The sequence below is a fragment of the Dechloromonas denitrificans genome (assembly GCF_001551835.1).
GTDB lineage: Bacteria > Pseudomonadota > Gammaproteobacteria > Burkholderiales > Rhodocyclaceae > Azonexus > Azonexus denitrificans.
The window spans coordinates 202,912-222,132 of the sequence record NZ_LODL01000007.1 but is presented as its reverse complement, the minus strand read 5'-3'; the positions used below and the strand labels follow the sequence as shown (position 1 = coordinate 222,132).

14 protein-coding genes are annotated in these 19,221 nt (G+C 63.8%); 13 read left to right on the top strand and 1 reads right to left on the bottom strand.

What is annotated here, in order from left to right; genetic code table 11:
- Nucleotides 1–19: 19 nt before the first annotated feature.
- The 8 genes from AT959_RS03575 to AT959_RS03540 all read left to right on the top strand — a co-directional run bounded on the left by AT959_RS03575 (nucleotide 20) and on the right by AT959_RS03540 (nucleotide 13,322).
- On the top strand, nucleotides 20–1,201 hold the full coding sequence (locus AT959_RS03575; RefSeq protein WP_066880670.1) for an acetyl-CoA C-acyltransferase family protein: 1,182 nt from the start codon (nucleotides 20–22) through the stop codon (nucleotides 1,199–1,201).
- A 204-nt stretch (nucleotides 1,202–1,405) separates the two neighbouring features.
- The gene (locus tag AT959_RS03570; RefSeq protein WP_088178933.1) at nucleotides 1,406–2,818 is read left to right on the top strand and encodes a circularly permuted type 2 ATP-grasp protein; all 1,413 of its coding nucleotides are present in this window, start codon (nucleotides 1,406–1,408) and stop codon (nucleotides 2,816–2,818) included.
- Nucleotides 2,819–2,821: 3 nt separating this feature from the next.
- Complete coding sequence (locus AT959_RS03565) at nucleotides 2,822–3,769, top strand: alpha-E domain-containing protein (protein ID WP_066880668.1); 948 nt, start codon at nucleotides 2,822–2,824, stop codon at nucleotides 3,767–3,769.
- A gap of 114 nt (nucleotides 3,770–3,883) precedes the next feature.
- Complete coding sequence (locus AT959_RS03560) at nucleotides 3,884–5,014, top strand: aminotransferase class V-fold PLP-dependent enzyme (RefSeq protein WP_066880666.1); 1,131 nt, start codon at nucleotides 3,884–3,886, stop codon at nucleotides 5,012–5,014.
- Nucleotides 5,015–5,174: 160 nt separating this feature from the next.
- Nucleotides 5,175–8,537, top strand: coding sequence for a transglutaminase family protein (locus tag AT959_RS03555; RefSeq protein WP_066880664.1), 3,363 nt, complete (start codon nucleotides 5,175–5,177; stop codon nucleotides 8,535–8,537).
- A gap of 80 nt (nucleotides 8,538–8,617) precedes the next feature.
- On the top strand, nucleotides 8,618–11,137 hold the full coding sequence (locus AT959_RS03550) for a circularly permuted type 2 ATP-grasp protein (protein WP_066880662.1): 2,520 nt from the start codon (nucleotides 8,618–8,620) through the stop codon (nucleotides 11,135–11,137).
- A 2-nt stretch (nucleotides 11,138–11,139) separates the two neighbouring features.
- Entirely contained in the window at nucleotides 11,140–12,105 is a 966-nt protein-coding gene (locus AT959_RS03545) for a transglutaminase family protein (protein ID WP_066880660.1), read from the top strand.
- On the top strand, nucleotides 12,105–13,322 hold the full coding sequence (locus tag AT959_RS03540) for a TIGR03862 family flavoprotein (protein WP_066880658.1): 1,218 nt from the start codon (nucleotides 12,105–12,107) through the stop codon (nucleotides 13,320–13,322). The genes AT959_RS03545 and AT959_RS03540 overlap by 1 nt, the downstream gene beginning before the upstream one ends.
- Before the next feature lie 9 nt (nucleotides 13,323–13,331).
- Here AT959_RS03540 and AT959_RS03535 read toward each other — a convergent pair whose 3' ends face one another.
- Nucleotides 13,332–14,174, bottom strand: coding sequence for a DNA-binding transcriptional regulator (locus tag AT959_RS03535; RefSeq protein WP_066880656.1), 843 nt, complete (start codon nucleotides 14,172–14,174; stop codon nucleotides 13,332–13,334).
- Nucleotides 14,175–14,470: 296 nt separating this feature from the next.
- Between AT959_RS03535 and AT959_RS03530 the strand changes: the two genes are divergently transcribed.
- From AT959_RS03530 to mhpD, 5 genes are read left to right on the top strand one after another with little or no spacing between them, the layout of a single operon-like run.
- The gene (locus AT959_RS03530; RefSeq protein ID WP_066880654.1) at nucleotides 14,471–15,412 is read left to right on the top strand and encodes a 3-carboxyethylcatechol 2,3-dioxygenase; all 942 of its coding nucleotides are present in this window, start codon (nucleotides 14,471–14,473) and stop codon (nucleotides 15,410–15,412) included.
- A 33-nt stretch (nucleotides 15,413–15,445) separates the two neighbouring features.
- Nucleotides 15,446–16,672, top strand: coding sequence for an acyl-CoA dehydrogenase family protein (locus tag AT959_RS03525; protein WP_066880651.1), 1,227 nt, complete (start codon nucleotides 15,446–15,448; stop codon nucleotides 16,670–16,672).
- A 16-nt stretch (nucleotides 16,673–16,688) separates the two neighbouring features.
- Nucleotides 16,689–17,240, top strand: a complete 552-nt coding sequence (locus AT959_RS03520) for a flavin reductase family protein (RefSeq protein WP_066880649.1) — start codon at nucleotides 16,689–16,691, stop codon at nucleotides 17,238–17,240.
- 45 nt (nucleotides 17,241–17,285) lie between these two features.
- A complete protein-coding gene (locus AT959_RS03515) occupies nucleotides 17,286–18,419 on the top strand; it encodes an ABC transporter substrate-binding protein (protein WP_066880647.1) in 1,134 nt (377 codons plus the stop codon).
- Nucleotides 18,419–19,210 (top strand): 2-keto-4-pentenoate hydratase, encoded by a 792-nt coding sequence (gene mhpD / locus AT959_RS03510; protein ID WP_066880645.1) that lies wholly within the window; start codon nucleotides 18,419–18,421, stop codon nucleotides 19,208–19,210. The genes AT959_RS03515 and mhpD overlap by 1 nt, the downstream gene beginning before the upstream one ends.
- Nucleotides 19,211–19,221 lie beyond the last annotated feature (11 nt).

The following is a 19,221-nucleotide window of genomic DNA, read 5'->3' as shown; positions in this document are numbered from 1 at the left end:
ACTTATCAGGAGGTTTCACATGAGCAGAGATGTTGTCGTTCTGAGCGCAGTCCGTTCCCCGATTGGTTCTTTTGGTGGTTCCCTCGCCGATTTCGAGTCCACTGAACTGGCCGGCATCGTCATGAAAGAGGCCATCGCCCGCTCCGGTGTCGATCCCCAGGCCATCAACTACGTCACCGTCGGCACCACCATGCCGACCGACTCCCGCTACGCCTACGTTTCCCGCGTTGCTTCCATTCAGGCAGGCCTGTCGATGGATTCCGTCGCCATGCAAGTTAGCCGTCTGTGCGCCTCCGGCCTGCAGGGCATCGTCACCACCGCCCAGAACATCATGCTGAACGATGCCGACTACGGTATCGGCGGTGGTGTCGAAGTCATGTCCAAGGCAGCCTACCTGCTGCCGGCGCTGCGTTCCGGCGCCCGCATGGGTGACACCAAGGCCGTCGACTCCATGGTTGCCGTGCTGACCGACCCGTTCGGCGTTGGCCACATGGGCATCACCGCTGAAAACCTGGCCGCCAAGCACGGTATTACCCGTGAAGCCCAGGATGCCTTCGCCGTTGAATCCCAGCGTCGTGCGGCGGCCGCCATCGAAGCCGGTCACTTCAAGTCGCAGATCGTCCCGATCGTCAAGCAGACCCGCAAGGGCGAAGTGGTGTTCGACACCGACGAATACGTCAAGGCTGGTACCACGCTGGAATCCCTGGCCAAGATGAAGCCGGCTTTCAAGAAGGACGGTACCGTCACCGCCGGTAACGCTTCAGGCATCAACGACGGCGCCGCCTTCTTCGTGCTGGCGGCGGCCGATGTTGCAGCCAAGGCCGGTCACAAGGCCCGTGCCCGCATTGCCGGTTATGCCGTTGCCGGCGTGCCGAACGATGTCATGGGTGAAGGCCCGGTACCGGCCACCAAGCTGGCGCTGAAGAAGGCCGGTCTGACTCTGGACCAGATGGATGTCATCGAATCCAATGAAGCCTTCGCGGCCCAGGCCCTGTCCGTTTCCAAGCTGCTCGGCCTGGATCCGGCCAAGACCAACCCGAACGGTGGCGCCATTGCCCTCGGTCACCCGGTTGGTTGCTCCGGTGCCTTCATCGCCACCAAGGCTCTGTACGAACTTGAGCGCATCGGCGGCAAGTACGCCCTCGTCACCATGTGTATCGGTGGCGGCCAGGGTATTGCCGTGATTCTCGAACGCGCCTGATCGTTCAGCCCTTCAGTTGCACTGAAAGCCCACCGGAGCGATCCGGTGGGCTTTTTTATTTGCACCACATTGACCGATTCTGCACTGATATGGTGCGACCTTGTTTGGTGCAAGGTTTCAATCCACTGATTTATCATGTGTTTTGCCGGTGGCATGGAAACTGCTGAAATCCAGGTGAGAGCATCCCTCAGCGACGAGTCCACTATGAACTTCTATAACGAAATGATGGACGCCAACGGCGGCGTCCGCGCTCACTACCAGCGTTACGATGACTGGCTAAAATCGACGCCTCCCGAGCGCATTGCGCGCAAGCGGGCGGAGGCGGATCTGGCCTTTCACCGGGTGGGTATCACCTTTGCGGTCTATGGCGAAGAGGCGGGCAAGGAGCGCTTGATCCCGTTCGATATCGTTCCGCGCATCATTCCCTCGGCTGAGTGGAAGGCGTTGCAATCGGGCCTGCGCCAGCGCGTCAAGGCGCTGAACATGTTCCTGCACGACATCTATCACGATCAGGAAATTCTCAAGGCGGGAATAATTCCGGCCGAGCAGGTACTCAATAACGCCCAGTACCGTCCTGTGATGAAAGGTGTCGATGTGCCGGGCGGGATCTATGCGCATATTGCCGGGGTCGACGTGGTGCGGGCCGGGGAGGGCGAGTTCTATGTCCTGGAGGACAATCTGCGGGTTCCGTCCGGCGTTTCCTACATGCTGGAAGACCGCAAGATGATGATGCGGCTGTTCCCCGAGTTGTTCGCCAAGCACAAGGTGGCGCCGGTTCAGCATTACCCGGACCTGTTGCTGGAAAAGTTGCGCGCCGTGGCGCCGAAGGGGGTCAGCAATCCGACTGTGGTCGTCCTGACGCCGGGGGCCTACAACAGCGCCTATTTCGAACATACCTTCCTGGCCCAGCAGATGGGCGTGGAACTGGTCGAAGGCCGCGATCTCTTCGTCAAGAATGAAGTCGTTTACATGCAGACGACGCAGGGGTCGCAGCGGGTGGATGTGATCTATCGCCGGATCGACGACGATTTTCTCGATCCGCAGGCTTTCCGTCCGGATTCGGCGCTCGGCGTGCCGGGCATCCTGAAAGCCTACCAGGCGGGCAATGTGACGCTGGCCAATGCCATCGGCACCGGCGTCGCCGACGACAAGTCGATCTACCCCTACGTACCTGAGATGATCCGTTTCTACCTGGGCGAAGAGCCGAAACTGAACAATGTGCCGACCTACATGTGTCGCAAGAAGGATGACCTCGACTATGTGCTGGCCCATTTGCCGGAACTGGTCGTCAAGGAGGTGCATGGTGCCGGTGGCTACGGCATGCTGGTCGGGCCGGCGGCGACCAAGGAGCAGATCGAGCATTTCCGCCAGTTGCTGCTCGCCAAGCCGGATGGCTATATCGCCCAGCCGACGCTGGCGCTGTCGAATTGCCCAACCTTCGTCGAAGAGGGCATCGCGCCGCGCCACCTCGACCTGCGGCCCTTCGTCCTGTCGTCGGGCGATTGCGTCAATATGGTACCGGGGGGCCTGACTCGGGTGGCCTTGACCAAAGGCTCGCTGGTCGTCAATTCGTCGCAGGGCGGCGGTACCAAAGATACTTGGGTTCTGGAGGATTAAGAGATGCTTTCGCGTACAGCCGACCACCTGTTCTGGATGTCCCGCTATATCGAGCGGGCTGAAAACCTTGCCCGCCTGCTCGATGTGACCTGGCAGATGTCGATGGTGCCGCAGTCGGAAGATGCGGCCAACCAGAACTGGCATGCCATCATTACCCTGAACAGCCTAGATGAAGCGTTTGCCGCCAAGTATCCTGCGGTCAACGCCGAAAATGTGCTGCGTTTCATGGTCAGTGATGCCGACAACTATTCCTCGATCTATAGCTGCCTGCGCCTGGCCCGTGAAAATGCCCACGCCGTGCGTGGCACGATCACCACGGAAATGTGGGAGACGCTGAACTTCACCTGGCTGGAAGCGCGGGACAAGAGCTTCGAGCAGATCCTGAATGCCGGTATCGGCGAGTTCTTCGAGTGGGTCAAGATGCGCTCCTCGCTGTCGCGCGGCACGACGCTCGGTACGCTGCTGCAGGATGAGTCCTATCACTTCATCCGGCTCGGTACCTTGCTCGAACGGGCCGACAACACGGCGCGCATTCTCGACGTCAAATACCACGTGCTGCGTCCGCATGGCGATGAAGGGGCGACCGACTTCTACCAGTGGGGGGCCTTGCTCCGTTCGGTCTCGGCCTTCGAGGTGTATCGCAAGGCCTATCGCGACGTCATCACGCCGGAGCGGGTCGCCGAGTTGCTGATCCTGCGCAACGACATGCCGCGTTCGCTGCATTTCTGCATGAATGGTGTGGTCAAGAATCTCGATCTGATCGCCAACCGCCATTCCGGTGAAACCCAACGCCAGGCCGGGCTGCTGCATGCCCAGCTGCATTACGCCCGGGTCGAGGATATCCTGGCGCAAGGCCTGCACGAATGGCTGACCGATTTCATGGATCGCATCTACATTCTCGGCGACGGCATCAGCAAGGATTTTCTGGTGCCGCTGGCCGAAGCGGCCTGAGTTTTCCCCCGGCCGCCCGGCGTGGCCGGGTGGTGCCGGTAAGGGTTGGATCGTCCTGGGCTTGGCGGTATGCTGCACGGGTTCGCAACGCCTCAACCTTTTCCGGAGCCGCCCATGTCCCGTCTGTTGCCTGCTGTCGATCCCGAAGGTCTGCTTGAATATTCGGTGGTGTACACCGACCGCGCCCTGAATCACATGTCGCAGTCCTTTCAGGGCGTGATGCGCGACATTTCACGCATCCTGAAACAGGTTTATCACGCCGAGGCGGCGATCATCGTGCCGGGTAGCGGCACTTTCGGCATGGAGGCGGTGGCGCGTCAGTTCGCCACCGACCGCAAATGCCTGGTGATCCGCAACGGCTGGTTCAGCTTCCGCTGGACGCAGATTTTCGAAATGGGGCGGATTCCTGCCGAATGCATCGTCCTCAAGGCGCGCCGCCTGGGCGATGGCAAGCAGGCGCCCTTCGCGCCGCCGCAGGTCGACGAGGTGGTGGCGACCATTTTGCGCGAGAAGCCGGCGGTGGTTTTCGCCCCCCATGTCGAGACGGCTTCCGGCATGATCCTGCCCGAAAGCTATCTGCGCGCCGTTGGCGAGGCGGTACGGGCGGTCGACGGCCTGTTCGTGCTCGATTGCATCGCCTCGGGGGCGATTTGGGTGGATATGCAGGCAGCCGGCGTCGATGTCCTGATCAGCGCCCCCCAGAAGGGCTGGAGCGCTTCACCGTGCGGCGCCCTGGTCATGCTCGGCGAGCGGGCGCTGGCGCGTATCGAGACAACGACCAGCAGCAGCTTTGCCTGCGACCTGCGCAAATGGCTGCAGATCATGCAGGCCTATGAAAATGGCGGTCACGCCTACCATGCCACGATGCCTACCGACGCCTTGGCCCGCTTGCGCGACACGATGCTGGAAATGGAAGCCTATGGCTTCTCGAAAATTCGGGACGAACAGCAGGCCTTGGGCGATCAGGTGCGGGCGTTGCTCGCCAGCCGGGGCTATCCCAGCGTAGCGGCGGTGGGTTTCGAGGCGCCGGGCGTGGTGGTCAGTTACACCGAAGACCCGGAAATCCACTCGAGCAAGAAATTCATTGGCCTCGGTCTGCAAACGGCGGCTGGTGTGCCGCTGCAATGCGATGAGCCGGCCGATTTCCGTAGCTTCCGGATCGGCCTGTTCGGGCTGGATAAATTGCACAACCGCGAACGGACAGTCGAGCATTTGGCGACGGCGCTGGCCAGTCTGAACGATTAGTTTCCGGCTGGGCACCGTTCTGGTGCAAGCCTTTCCGGGGCGGGCGATTTACTGGTGCGTCATGTCAGTGTAATCGCCCGCATCCGCACCAAATGGTGCTTTTTCGGGCTGGTTCGCGTCTTGCTTTGATCCTTGCAGTCCATTTGTCCGGAGCCGACCCGTGTCCATCCATGTTGCCCTGAACCATGTTACGCATTACAGCTATGACCGCCTGATCAATCTCGGGCCGCAGCTCATTCGTCTGCGTCCCTGCCCGCATTCGCGGACGCGCATCCTGTCCTATTCGCTCAAGGTCGGGCCGGAAAAGCATTTCATCAACTGGCAGCAGGACCCGCAAGGCAATTACCTGGCCCGTCTGGTCTTCCCGGAAAAAACCCGCGAATTCCGCGTCGAGGTCGACCTGGTGGCCGAGATGTCGGTCATCAACCCGTTCGACTTCTTCCTCGAGCCGCATGCCGAGAAGATTCCTTTCGCCTACGAGGCCGGCGAGCGCCACGAACTGGCGCCTTATCTCTACAAGGTGAATTACGGTCCGGTATTCGATGTGTATGTCGCCAGTATTTCCCGCGAACCGGTGCGCAGCGTCGATTTCCTGGTCGCGATCAATGCCCAGGTGCAGCGCGACATCGGCTACACCATCCGCATGGAACCGGGCGTCCAGACACCGGAAGAAACGCTGACCAAGCGCTCCGGCTCCTGCCGCGACTCCGCCTGGCTGCTGGTGCAGGTGCTGCGCCATCTTGGCCTGGCGGCGCGGTTCGTTTCCGGCTATCTGATCCAGTTGACCGCCGACGTCAAATCGCTCGATGGCCCGTCCGGCCCGGAAAAGGATTTCACCGACCTGCACGCCTGGACCGAAGTCTATCTGCCGGGCGCCGGCTGGATCGGTCTCGATCCGACCTCCGGCCTCTTTGCCGGCGAAGGCCACATCCCGCTGGCCTGCACGCCTGAACCCTCGTCGGCCGCGCCGATCAGCGGCGGCATCGACGAATGCGAAACCGAATTCAGCCATCACATGGGCGTTTCGCGGATCTGGGAAGCGCCGCGCGTCACCAAGCCCTATACCGACGCGCAGTGGCTGGAAATCGAAAACCTCGGCCACCAGATCGACGGCACCTTGCAGAAACTCGATGTCCTCCTGACCCAGGGCGGCGAGCCGACCTTCGTTGCGGTCGACGATCCGGATGGGGCGGAATGGAATACTGCCGCCCTCGGCCCGACAAAACGACTGTTTGCCGCCGATCTCTTTCATCGCTTGCGCGAGAAATATGCCGCAAACGGTCTGATGCATTTCGGCCAGGGCAAGTGGTATCCCGGCGAGCAACTCCCGCGCTGGTCGCTGAACTGCTTCTGGCGCAAGGATGGCGAACCGATCTGGAATTCGCCGGCGCTGTACGCCAATGAAAGCCTTGATTACGGCGCCACCGCCGAGCAGGCCGGCCATTTTCTGCGCCGCGTCGCCGAGCGCCTCGGCGTCACCGGTGAGCACGTCTTCCCGGCCTTCGAAGACGTCTATTACTACATGTGGCGCGAGCGCCGCCTGCCGGGCAACGTCGATCCCTTCGATTCGCGTGTCGACGACGCACTGGAGCGCGAACGCCTGATGAAGGTGTTTACCCAGGGCTTGACGCACACCATCGGCTACACGCTGCCGATCATGAAGAACCTGGCCGACCAGTGGCAGACCGGGCCGTGGTTCCTGCGTGCCGAGCGCTGCTACCTGTTCCCCGGCGATTCGGCCATGGGTTATCGCCTGCCGATCGACTCGCAGCCGTGGACGGCGCAGAGCGACTATCCCTACGTCAATGTGCCGGATGCCGAAATGGCGACCGATCCGCTGGCGACGCACGCCGAGCTGCGCGAGCGCGTCAATGCGGCGCGTGCTGCGCGCGGGCCGCAGATGCAGGACCGGCGTAGCAGTTCCGCTGCCGGCTTTGCCGAAGTTCATGGCAAGGGCCGCGCCTGGGAAAAGCCGAGCGACACCCGTCCCGGCTTCAAGGAATCCGCCGCCTGGATCACGCGTCTCGCGATGTGCGCCGAGCCGCGCGACGGCAAGCTCTACATCTTCATGCCGCCGACCGAGAAGCTCGACGATTACCTGGAAATCGTTGCTGCCGTCGAGTCGACCGCCGAGGAAATGAACCTGCCGGTGATCATGGAAGGCTACGAGCCGCCATCCGATCCGCGCCTGACACATTTCCGCGTGACGCCCGACCCTGGTGTGATCGAAGTCAATATCCACCCGGCCAAAAGCTGGGATCAGCTGGTCGAGCAGACCACCCATCTTTACGATGCGGCCCACCTGACCCGCCTGACCTCCGAGAAATTCATGGTCGACGGCCGTCACACCGGCACCGGCGGCGGCAACCACTTCGTCCTTGGCGGTGCAACGCCGAACGATTCGCCCTTCCTGCGTCGGCCGGACCTGTTGAAGAGCCTGATCGCCTACTGGCACAATCACCCGAGCCTGTCCTACCTGTTCTCCGGCCTGTTCATCGGCCCGACCAGCCAGGCACCGCGCGTCGATGAAGCGCGCAACGATTCGCTGTACGAGCTGGAAATCGCCTTCAAGCAGATTCCGCCGCCGGGCGGAAATGTGCCGCCCTGGCTGGTCGACCGCATCCTGCGCAATCTGCTCACCGATGTCACCGGCAACACGCACCGTTCCGAGTTCTGCATCGACAAGCTCTATTCGCCGGACGGCCCGACCGGCCGCCTCGGCCTGCTCGAACTGCGCGCCTTCGAAATGCCGCCGCATGCCCGGATGTCGCTCGCCCAGCAGTTACTGCTCCGGGCCCTGATAGCCCGTTTCTGGGAAGAGCCCTACGAGCCGGCCCGCCTGGCGCGCTGGGGCACCGAGCTGCACGACCGCTTCATGCTGCCTTTCTACGCCGAGCAGGATTTCAAGGACGTCATGGACGAAATGACGGCAGCCGGTTTCGCCTTCAAGGCCGAATGGTTCGCGCCGCACTTCGAATTCCGCTTCCCGAAATATGGCGATTTCGCCGTCAAAGGCATCGAGTTCGAACTGCGTCACGCCCTCGAACCCTGGCACGTCATGGGCGAGGAGGGCGGGGCCGGGACCACGGTGCGCTATGTCGACTCCTCGGTCGAGCGCGTCCAGGTCAAGGTCAAGGGCATGGCGCCGGATCGCTACGTGCTGACCTGCAATGGCGTGCCGGTGCCGCTGCAGAACACCGGCACCAACGGCGAGTTCGTCGCCGGCGTCCGCTATCGCGCCTGGCAGCCGGCTTCCTGTCTGCATCCGACGATCGGCGTCCATGCACCGCTGGTCTTCGACCTGGTCGATACCTGGATGCAGCGTTCGCTGGGCGGTTGCCAGTACCACGTCGCGCACCCGGGCGGGCGCAGTTTCGACACCTTCCCGGTCAATGCCTTCGAGGCCGAAAGCCGTCGTCTGGCCCGCTTCTTCCGCTTCGGCCATACGCCGGGCAAGATGCAGGTCCAGGCAGCGCAAATCAGCGCGGAACACCCGTTTACGCTAGACTTGCGGCGTTTCTAACCCCTTCTGACGTGGGTTGCGGCCTTCGGGCCGCAGGAAAAGGGCCGGAAACGGCCCGCCCGCGCTCTCTGACTGGCTGAATGGCCCGCACACTCCTCGCAATTTACCCCCATAGCGCGCGTCGCTACGATGAAATGCTGACTGCCGATGGCGCCGTGCGCCCGCACTGGCGGCAGTTTTTCATCCATCTCGATTCGATCGCGCCTGAAGAAATGCATCGCCGCCTCGATTTCGTCGATCGGCGGATTCAGGAAAACGGGGTGACCTACAACGTCTACGCCGATCCCAGCGGTTCGGATCGGCCGTGGGCGCTCGATCCGCTGCCGCTGATCATTCCGCCCGAGGAGTGGGCCGAGGTCTCGGCTGCCGTCGCCCAGCGTGCGACGCTGCTCAACGCCATCCTGGCCGACCTCTACGGCGAGCAGACCCTGCTCGCCGAAGGCTTGCTGCCACCGGCCCTGGTCTTCGGCCAGCACGGTTACCTGTGGCCTTGCCATGGCATCAAGCCGGCCGGCGGCACCTGGCTGCACCAGTACGCCGTTGATCTGGCCCGTTCGCCGGATGGGCGTTGGTGGGTCATCGCCGACCGCACGCAGGCGCCTTCCGGGGCCGGCTACGCGCTGGAAAACCGGCTGATCGTTTCGCGCGTCTTCCCGGAAATGTTCCGCGATCTGCACGTCCAGCATCTGGCCGACTTCTTCCGCGACCAGCAGGACGGCCTCAACGCGCTGGCCCCGGTCGACGGCGACGAACAGCCGCATATCGTGCTGCTGACCCCCGGGCCGTACAACGAAACCTATTTCGAACATGCCTATCTGGCGCGTTACCTCGGTTTCCCGCTGGTCGAGGGGCAAGACCTGACGGTGCGCGGCGATACGCTGTTCCTGAAAACCCTGCGCGGCCTGAAGCGGGTGCATGTCGTGCTGCGCCGGCAGGATGACGGCTATTGCGACCCGCTCGAACTGCGCGGCGAGTCGGCGCTCGGCATTCCCGGTCTGCTCAATGTGGCGCGGGCCGGCCGCGTCGTCATCGCCAATGCGCTGGGCAGCGGCCTGCTCGCCTCCGGGGCGCTGATGGGCTTCCTGCCGGCGATCTGTCGCAAGCTGCTCGGCGAGGAACTGGCGATGCCCTCGGTCGGTACCTGGTGGTGCGGCGAAAAGCCGGCGCTCGACTACGTTCGCGAAAACTTCGACGATCTGGTCATCAAGCCGGCCTACCCGACGCAGCGCATGGACCCGGTGTTCGGTTACGAGCTGAAAGGCGAGGCGCGGGCCGAGATGCTGCACCGGATCGAGGCGCGGCCGCACGCCTATGTCGCCCAGGAGATGGTCAATCTGTCGCAGGGGCCGACCTGGAGCCGCTCGCACGAGCGCCGCCTGCTGGCTCGGCCGGTCGGCCTGCGCGCCTATGCCGTCGCCTCGCCGGATGGCTACTCGGTGATGCCGGGCGGCCTGGCCCGTGTCGCGACCGGCGCCAACGCCCGCATCATTTCGATGCAGCGCGGTGGCGCCTCGAAGGATGCCTGGGTGTTGACCGATGGTCCGGTCAGCGAATTCACCATGCTCAAGCCCTCGGTCGGGGTTCGCGACCTGGTCCGGGCCGGCGCCAATCTGACTTCGCGGGTCGTTGAAAACCTGTTCTGGCTCGGCCGCTACTCGGAACGTTTCGACGACAGCGCCCGCATGCTGCGGGTGGCGCTGAGCCGCGTCGTCGAGGCGAGCGGCGGCAAGACGCCGGCGGTCGCTTCGGCGATGGAAATGGCGACGATTCTCGGCATTTTGCCGACCCCGGAAGAGGATAACGAGGTCAAGGAGGGCAGCGAGCACGTGTTGCTCGAAGCGATCTACGATCCGAACCAGCCGGGCAGCCTGGCCGGCAATATCCGCAATCTGATGTGGTCGGCGACGCATGTCCGCGAACGGCTGTCGCTCGACCACTGGCATTCGCTGAACCGCCTGCAGCGCGAGCAGCAGGCGGCGCTGAAGATACATCCGACGCTGACCGAGGCGATTGCCTTCCTCGACCGCGTGCTCGGTGTTTCCTCTTCCTTGACCGGCTTTGCGATGGACAACATGACGCGCGACGATGGCTGGCGTTTCCTGATCATCGGCCGCCGGCTGGAGCGCTTGTCCTTCCTCGCCAATACCATCGCCAATTTCCTGAAGATGCCGTCCACGCGCGGCCCGGGCAGTCTCGAATGGCTGCTCGAACTGACCGATTCGATCATCACCTATCGCTCGCGCTATTCGCGCCTGCCGGAACTGTTGCCGGTACTCGACCTGCTGGTCTTCGACGACAGCAACCCGCACGGCCTGATCTTCCAGGCCAGTGTGCTGGCCCGCTATCTCGACCGCATGGCGCGCGAGCTGGATGAGCACAGTGCGAGCAATTTGCCGGAAGTCCTGCATCGCCTGCAGGGCTTCGACCTGGAACGTTTCGAGCAGACGCAGTTCAGCCCGGAGCGGAATTGCCCGGTCTGCGACGACCTGGCGGCACTGCTCCGCGAACTCGATAGCGCCGCCGTGCAGCTCTCCGACTGGCTCGGTATGCGCTATTTCACGCACGTCGGCGATGTCAGCCGGCAGACGATGGCCCTGTGATCATGGAAAAAACGCCCGTCCGTTACCACGTGCTGCACGAAACGACCTACGACTACGGCAGCCCTGTTTCGCTATCGCAGCAGCAGTTGCACCTGTCGCCGCGCATTCTCGCCTGGCAGCAGATCGAGGAGCAGCATATCGCCGTCACGCCGTCACCGACCTGGCGGCGCGATGGCCAGGATGCTTTCGGCAACCCGGTGACCTGGATCGCCTTCCATGCGCCGCACGACAGCCTGCGCATCAGTTCGGCAATGAGCATCGCCGTGACGCCGCACCTGCCGGAAAAGCTGGAAAGCTCGCTGCCCTGGGAAAAGGTCCGCGACCGTCTGGCCTACGATGCCTCCGACTCGCGGCCGGCCGACCTCGATGCGACGCGCTTCCTGTTCGAAAGCGCCCATGTCCGCATCAAGCACGAACTGGCCGATTACGCGGCCGACTGCTTCCCGCCCGGGCGACCGGTGCTGCTCGGCGCCGAGGCGCTGATGGCGAAGATTTTCAAGGAATTCAAGTTCGATCCGGAGGCGACCACCGTGTCGACGCCGGTTATGGAAGTGCTCGAAAAGAAGCGCGGCGTCTGCCAGGACTTCGCCCACCTGATGATCGCCTGCCTGCGTGCCCTCGGTCTGTCGGCCCGCTATGTCAGTGGCTACCTGCTGACCCGGCCGCCGCCGGGCAAGCCGCGCCTGATCGGGGCCGATGCATCGCATGCCTGGGTTTCGGTCTATGCCCCGGACTTCGACAACGACTGGGTCGATTTCGACCCGACCAACAACCTGTTGCCCGATACCGAGCACATCACCGTCGCTTTCGGCCGCGATTTCGGCGATATCTCGCCCTTGCGCGGCATCATTCTCGGCGGCGGTGGCGCCGAGCCGGAGGTCGCCGTCACCGTCACCCCGCTCGACGAAGAGGAATTGCTGCCGGCCCTTTCCGGCGCCATTGCCGCCGCCGAGCGGCCGGAGCGCTGATGCCCCGTATCGCCATCATTGGCGGTGGCCCGGCCGGGCTGATGGCGGCCGAGCAGATTGCCGCGGTCGACGGCCTCGAAGTGGCGGTTTTCGATGCCATGCTGTCGCTCGGCCGCAAGTTCCTGATGGCCGGCCGGGGCGGCATGAACATCACGCACAGCGAGCCGCTGCCGGCTTTCGTCGGTCGCTACGGCACGCGTCAGGCGCAGATCGCACCGCTGCTCGACGCTTTCGGGCCGGATGCTGTGCGTAGCTGGATCCACGGCCTCGGCATCGATACCTTCGTCGGCACTTCGGGCCGCGTTTTTCCGACCGAAATGAAAGCCGCCCCCTTGCTGCGCGCCTGGCTGCACCGGCTGCGCGACAGCGGCGTGCATTTCCATGTCCGCCATCGCTGGCTGGGCTGGACGGCCGCTGGCGCCTTGCGCTTCGCGACGCCGGACGGCGAAAGCTGCGTCCACGCCGATGCGGTGATTCTGGCGTTGGGCGGCGGCAGTTGGCGCAAGCTGGGTTCGGATGGGGCCTGGGTGCCGCTGCTCAGCGAACGTGGCGTGCCGGTCGCACCGTTACGGCCGGCTAATTGCGGTTTCGACGTGGCGTGGAGCGCTTATTTTCGCGAGCGCTTCGCTGGCCAGCCGGTCAAGCCAGTGGTGGCCAGCATCGGCCAATCCCGGCAGCAGGGCGAATTCAATATCACCGCCGACGGTATCGAGGGCGGCCTGGTCTATGCCGTGTCGGCACCGTTGCGCGATGCGCTGGAACGCGATGGCAAAGCAGTTTTGACCCTCGATCTGGCGCCCGGCCGTTCGCTGGACCGGCTGGTCGCCGATCTGTCCTATCCGCGCGGCCGCGATTCGCTAAGCAACCATCTGCGCCGCCGGGCCGGCATCGAGGGTGTCAAGGCCGGCTTGCTGCGCGAATTTTGCCCGCCCGAGCAGTTGACCGCAGCAGTCCCGCTGGCCGCCGCGATCAAGGCGCTGCCGCTGCCGGTGCAGGCCACGCGGCCGCTCGACGAGGCGATCAGCACGGCCGGCGGGGTGGTTTTCGAGGCACTCGACGAGCAGTTGATGCTGCGCCGGATGCCCGGCATTTTCTGCGCCGGCGAGATGCTCGATTGGGAAGCGCCGACCGGCGGTTATCTTCTGACCGCCTGTCTGGCCAGCGGCCGGGCGGCCGGGCAGGGCGCCCGGAGATGGTTGACGGAAAGCCGTCCTTAACCAGCGGCTTCAGCTTTCCTGAATAGAGATGCCCGGTGTGCCCTGGGGCAGTGCCGTATCCATTTCGCTGAGGCGGGCCTGGATTTTCCCGACCGCTGAGTTCAACTCCGGCAGATAACGCTCGACCGCCTCGGCGAGGCTCATCGCTTTCTTCAGGAAGACGACGTTGATCGAGGCCAGTACATGGCCGTTATGGCGGATCGGTACGGCGATCGCGGCAATCTTGATCTGCTGGTTCCATTCGCCGTCGTTGGTCGCGTAGCCCTGGCGGCGGACTTTTTCCAGCATCTGCTCGACCAGCACGCGGTTGCGGGCGAAATTGGCCTGTTCGTCGTTGCCGGCGACCAGCAACTGGAGGATCTGCTGTCTTTCCTCGGCGCTGCACCAAGCCAGATAGGCCCGGCCGGCCGAGGTGTGCAGCACCGGCATGCGCTGGCGGATCATTGCCCGGTGGAAGGAGAGCGGGCTGAAACGGTGCGTCGTTTCGCGGACCAGCATGCTGTCGCCGTCGAGGGTGCACAGATCGGACGGCCAGACGACTTTCTGCAGCAATTCGCCGAGCACCGGATTGGCCACTTCGGAGATCCATTCATCGTCGGTAAAGCCATCGCTCAACTGGCGGATTTTCTGGTTCAGGCGGTAGCTGTCATCCGAAACGCTGCGCCGGACATAGCCTTCGGCCTGCAGCGTTTCGAGCAGGCGGCGCACCGTCGTCCGATGCAGGCCGGTCGTCGCGCTCAATTCGGCGATGCTCGCCCAACCGTTGGCCGACAGATTGATCGCGTGCAGGATGGACAAGCCGCGGCTGAGGCCCTGCACGTGGCGGTAGGTGGCTCCACTCGATGGACGCATGATTATTCCCGATTTGCAATTTAAATCATTGTAAAAACAATGTTGTGCATATTGTGCACATTCGCGAGATAAATTTTTCCCGCCGCTTGCATCTCCCTAGAATGGCTTCACCAAATAAAACAACGTGGAGACAAAAATGATCGATCGCCAACTGGACACCGGCCAGCGCCCGGCTCGACAGCGCTAAGCCCCCGCGCTCCTGCGCCACCCACCCCAACAATTCGGCCCTTGCCTTCGGGTGCCCGCTGGCTCCTGACGGGAGCGGCTTGCCTGAATCCCCAGATCAAGGAGCATGCATGAGCATCAAACTGAAATGCCTGTCGCACACCCCGCTGCGCGGCCTGAACGATCCCGGTGCCGACGTCGTCCGGGAAGTCGATGCCATTCTCGCCAGGTCGCGGGCCGAGGTCGAGGCTTTCGATCCCGAGCTGATCGTCGTCTTCGCGCCGGATCACTACAACGGCCTGTTCTACGACCTGATGCCGCCCTTCGTCATCGCCACCGCCGCCGACTCGGTCGCCGACTACCAGACGTTGCCCGGTCCGCTGTCGGTGGACAAGGAACTGGCCATGGAAATGGCCAAGTTCATCCTCGACAGCGACATCGATATCGCCATTTCGCACCGCCTGCAGGTCGACCACGGCTGCACGCAAACGCTGGAAGAGCTGACCGGCAGCCTGACCCGTTACCCGGTGATCCCCATCATCATCAACTCGGTGGCGCCGCCCTTCGGGCCCTATCGCCGCATTCGCAAACTCGGCGAAGCGGTCGGCCAGTTCATCGCCCGGCTCAACAAACGCGTGCTGATCCTCGGTACCGGCGGCCTGTCGCACGAACCACCGGTGCCGCTGCTGGCCGATGCACCGGAAGAGGTCGCCAATTTCCTGATCGCCGGGCGCAACCCGACACCGGAAGCGCGGGCTGCCCGCCAGGCCCGCACTTTGGCCACCGGCAAGATTTTCGGCACACCGGAATGCCCGCTGACGCCGCTCAATACCGAGTGGGATCTAGCCTTCATGGATCTGTTGATCGAAGGTCGCCTGGCTGAAATCGACAACTTCAAGATCGAGGAAATTTCCCGCGCTGCGGGCCGCTCGACGCACGAAATCCGGACCTGGGTCGCCGCCTTCTCGGCGCTGGCGGCAGCCGGTTCCTATCAGGCTCGCCAGGACTACTACCGTCCGATCAACGAGTGGATTGCCGGCTATGGCGTGATCAGCGCCGACGTCACGGCTTAAGCAAACAGTTTTTCAAAATTGAGGAGTCCCAACATGAGCAAGATCGAAAAATTCGCCATTGAAATTCCGACCGAAGACGAAATCGTCCAGCGCGCCCGCGACATGATCCCGTTGCTGCGCGCCCGGGCCGAGCTCTGCGAAAAGGAGCGCATGGTGCCGAAGGAAACCATCCAGGCCTTCAAGGATGCCGGCTTCTTCAAGATTCTGCAGCCGAAGCGCTGGGGCGGTTATGAAATGAACCCGAACGTGCTCAACAAGGTGCTGATGGAGCTGGCTCGCGGCTGCCCGTCCAGCGCCTGGAACGTCATGGTGCTCGGCGTCCATCCCTTCGAAGTCGGCCTGCTGCCGAGCCAGTGCGGCGACGAATTGTGGAGCGAGGACAACAGCGTGCTGGTTTCCTCGTCCTACGCCCCGTTCGGCACTGTCACGGCGACCGAAGGCGGCTATCTGCTGAATGGCGAGTGGCTGACTTCCAGCGGTTGCGACCACGCCGCCGGCGGTGCTTTCCTCGGCGGCCGCGTCAGCCTGGCCAACGGCGAACAGGTCTTCCGCTCCTTCTGGGTCCAGCGCAAGGATTTCGACATCGTCGACGACTGGTTCGTCGTCGGCTTGGCCGGCACCGGTAGCAAGAAGCTGATCGTCAAGAACGTCTTCGTGCCCGAGTATCGCAGCCACGTCATCGGCGCCTACGACGACGACTCGCACGGCCACGTGAACGACCTCTACAAAATGCCCTTCTTCTACGTTTTCTACGCCGCGGTGTCGTCGGTGATCATCGGTATGGCGCGCGGCATGGTCGATCTCTACATCGAACACATGGTGCCGCGCCAGAACATCAACCAGGCGGTCGGCGCCGCCGTCCAGGACCCGTTCATCAAGGGCAAGCTGGGCGAGGCCTACGCCAAGATCGTCGGCGCCACCGCTCGTGTCGTGCAGAACACCGAGGAGGCCTGGGGCTACGCCTCGCAGGGCAAGCTGGTGCCGCTCGACATCCGCGTTCGCCACTTCGCGACCAACCAGTTTACCGGCGGCGAATGCTTCGAGGCGGCCCACATGATCTTCAAGAAGACTTCGACCCGCGGCGTCTGGCTGAACAGCCCGATGCAGCGCCAGATGCGCGACATCCTGGTCGGCGCCAATCACATCACGCAGAACCAGGACAACATCGGCGACCTGCTCGGCGGCCAGTTGCTCGGCAATCCGCTACCGGCGGCCAACCCGTTCGGCGTCAAGCCGCCGGTTGCGGCCGTCGCCCAGTAAACGGAGCGCCCACGCCATGTACAAGGACATCAATCAACTGCTCGACTGGACGCCGAACACCCGGCTGGCCGCGATGCCGACCGTGACGTCGGAAGACCACCGCTACGGCATGCGCCATTTCGCGGTCGGCGTCTCGATCATCACCGCGCGCCATGGCGAAAGCCGGGCCGGCCTGACCGCCACCGCCGTCTGCTCGGTGACCGCCGACCCGCCGCGGCTGGTCGTCTTCGTCAACAAGAACGTCGCGGCCAGCGAAGTCATCCTGAACAGCGGCGCACTCTGCGTCAATGTCCTGGCCGGCGATCAGGAGGAGGTCGCCAAGGCCTTCGCCGGCATGATCGACGGCGTGCATGGCGACGCCCGCTTCGAGCATGGCCGCTGGCGCGAGTTGACCACCGGGGCGCCGGCCCTGGATGGCTCGCTGGCCAATTTCGACTGCCGCGTCATCAAGGTTTTCGACGAAAGCACGCACAACGCCTTCCTCTGCGAAGTCCTCGCCACCTGCGAGCGCAACGACGGCGAAGCGCTGATCTACCTGAACGGCGGCTTCCGCCGCATTCCGCAATAAGCCGCACTGTCGATCTATCCGTTACCCCAACGAGGAGACAAGAAAATGAAACCGAACCAACTGTTTGCCCTGACCATCGCCGCTCTGGCCGCCGCCCCGGCCTTTGCCGACATCAACGTCGGCGTCATCGCCTCGCTGACCGGCCCGGCCGCCGCCCTCGGCGCCGAGACCAAGAAGGCCATCGCCCTCTTTCCAAGTACGGTCGGCGGCGAGAAGGTCAATTTCATCCTGCTCGACGACGGCACCGACCCGACCAGCGCCGTCAAGAATGTGCGCAAGCTGATCTCCGAAGACAAGGTCGATGCCATCCTCGGTCCCAACCTGATCAGCACGGCCGTTGCCATGGCCGATGTCGCCAATGCCGAGAAGACGCCGATGGTTTCCGTCGCACCGCTCGACGTGTCCGGCGACAAGCGCGGCTATGTTTTCCGCAGCGAGCCCTCGGCCGACCTGATGGTGCAGCGCATCGTCACCGACATGCTGGAGAACGGTGCCAAGACCGTCGGCTTCATCGGCTTCTCCGATTCCTGGGGCGAACTGCTGTTGAAGGCGCTGACCAAGGCCGCCGACGGCAAGCTCAACATCGTCGCCAGCGAGCGCTATGGCCGGGCTGATCCCAGCGTCCAGGCCCAGGTGTTGAAGGTGATGGCGGCCAAGCCCGATGTTGTCTTCGTCGGCGCCTCCGGCACGCCGGCCGCGATGCCGCAGATCACGCTGCGCGAGCGCGGCTACAAGGGCCGGATCTACCAGTCGCACGGCGTGACCAGCAAGGAATTCCTCCGGGTCGGCGGCAAGGCCGTCGAAGGGGCGCTGATCCCGGTCGGTCCGGTGCTGGTTGCCGAGCAGTTGCCGGACAGCCATCCGGCCAAGAAGAACGGCGTCGCCTTCGTCAAGGAGCTGGAAGCGAAGAACGGTCCGGATTCCCGTTCGACCTTCGCCGGTGCCTCGTGGGACGCCTGGCTGCTCCTGCAGAACGCCATCGTCGGCGCCCAGAAGGGCAAGGCCAAGGCCGGCACGCCGGAATTCCGCGCCGCACTGCGCGACGGCATCGAGAAGACCAGCAAGCTGGTTGGTACCAACGGCGTCTACACCATGGCCGCCGCCGATCATGCCGGCTATGACGCCAGTTCGATCGTCCTGATCAAGGTCGAGAACAATCACTGGAAGCTGGTGAAGTGATGAGCCACGACGCCATTCTCACCACCGAAGCCGCCGCCGGCCTGCTCAAGGCGGCGGTCGCCAGCGGCCAAACCATCGCCCCGCTGCGCGACCGCCTGGCGCTGAACAGCCCGGATGCCGCCTACGCCGTCCAGGAGGTCAACACCCGAGCCTGGCTGGCCGAAGGTCGCCGCCTGGTCGGCCGCAAGATCGGCCTGACTTCGCTCGCCGTGCAGGCCCAGCTTGGCGTCGATCAGCCCGATTTCGGCATGCTCTTTGCCGACATGGCGGTCGGCGACGGCGAGCCGGTGGCGCTGTCGCGCCTGATCCAGCCCAAGGTCGAAGCCGAGATCGCGCTGGTCATCGGCCGCGATCTAACGCAGGAGCGCCATACCTACGCCGACATCTTCGGCGCCACCGAGTACGCACTGCCAGCCATCGAGATCGTCGATAGCCGGATCGAGCAGTGGAACATCCGCTTCGTCGATACCGTGGCCGACAACGCCTCGAGCGGCTTGTTCGTGCTCGGCGGTCGACCGCGCCAATTGGGTGAATTCGACATCACGGCCTGTGCCATGGAAATGCGGCGCGGCGACGAAGTCGTCTCGCTCGGCAACGGCCGGGCCTGCCTGGGCAGCCCGCTGAATGCCGCGATCTGGCTGGCCGACACCATGGTCCGCTGCGGACGGCCGCTGCTGGCCGGCGACATCGTGCTGACCGGCGCCCTGGGGCCGATGGTCGCCGTCACCGAGCCGGGCCGCTTCGACGTCAATATCGACGGGCTGGGCACGGTCAGCGCGCTGTTTGCCTGAGTCGTCCTGCC

Bases quoted from the DNA above. Each gene is read 5' to 3' on its own strand.
- AT959_RS03575 (WP_066880670.1), top strand. From the start codon at position 20: ATGAGCAGAGATGTTGTCGTTCTGAGCGCAGTCCGTTCCCCGATTGGT.
- AT959_RS03570 (WP_088178933.1), top strand. From the start codon at position 1,406: ATGAACTTCTATAACGAAATGATGGACGCCAACGGCGGCGTCCGCGCT.
- AT959_RS03565 (WP_066880668.1), top strand. From the start codon at position 2,822: ATGCTTTCGCGTACAGCCGACCACCTGTTCTGGATGTCCCGCTATATC.
- AT959_RS03560 (WP_066880666.1), top strand. From the start codon at position 3,884: ATGTCCCGTCTGTTGCCTGCTGTCGATCCCGAAGGTCTGCTTGAATAT.
- AT959_RS03550 (WP_066880662.1), top strand. From the start codon at position 8,618: ATGGCCCGCACACTCCTCGCAATTTACCCCCATAGCGCGCGTCGCTAC.
- AT959_RS03545 (WP_066880660.1), top strand. From the start codon at position 11,140: ATGGAAAAAACGCCCGTCCGTTACCACGTGCTGCACGAAACGACCTAC.
- AT959_RS03540 (WP_066880658.1), top strand. From the start codon at position 12,105: ATGCCCCGTATCGCCATCATTGGCGGTGGCCCGGCCGGGCTGATGGCG.
- AT959_RS03535 (WP_066880656.1), bottom strand. From the start codon at position 14,174: ATGCGTCCATCGAGTGGAGCCACCTACCGCCACGTGCAGGGCCTCAGC.
- AT959_RS03530 (WP_066880654.1), top strand. From the start codon at position 14,471: ATGAGCATCAAACTGAAATGCCTGTCGCACACCCCGCTGCGCGGCCTG.
- AT959_RS03525 (WP_066880651.1), top strand. From the start codon at position 15,446: ATGAGCAAGATCGAAAAATTCGCCATTGAAATTCCGACCGAAGACGAA.
- AT959_RS03520 (WP_066880649.1), top strand. From the start codon at position 16,689: ATGTACAAGGACATCAATCAACTGCTCGACTGGACGCCGAACACCCGG.
- AT959_RS03515 (WP_066880647.1), top strand. From the start codon at position 17,286: ATGAAACCGAACCAACTGTTTGCCCTGACCATCGCCGCTCTGGCCGCC.
- mhpD (WP_066880645.1), top strand. From the start codon at position 18,419: ATGAGCCACGACGCCATTCTCACCACCGAAGCCGCCGCCGGCCTGCTC.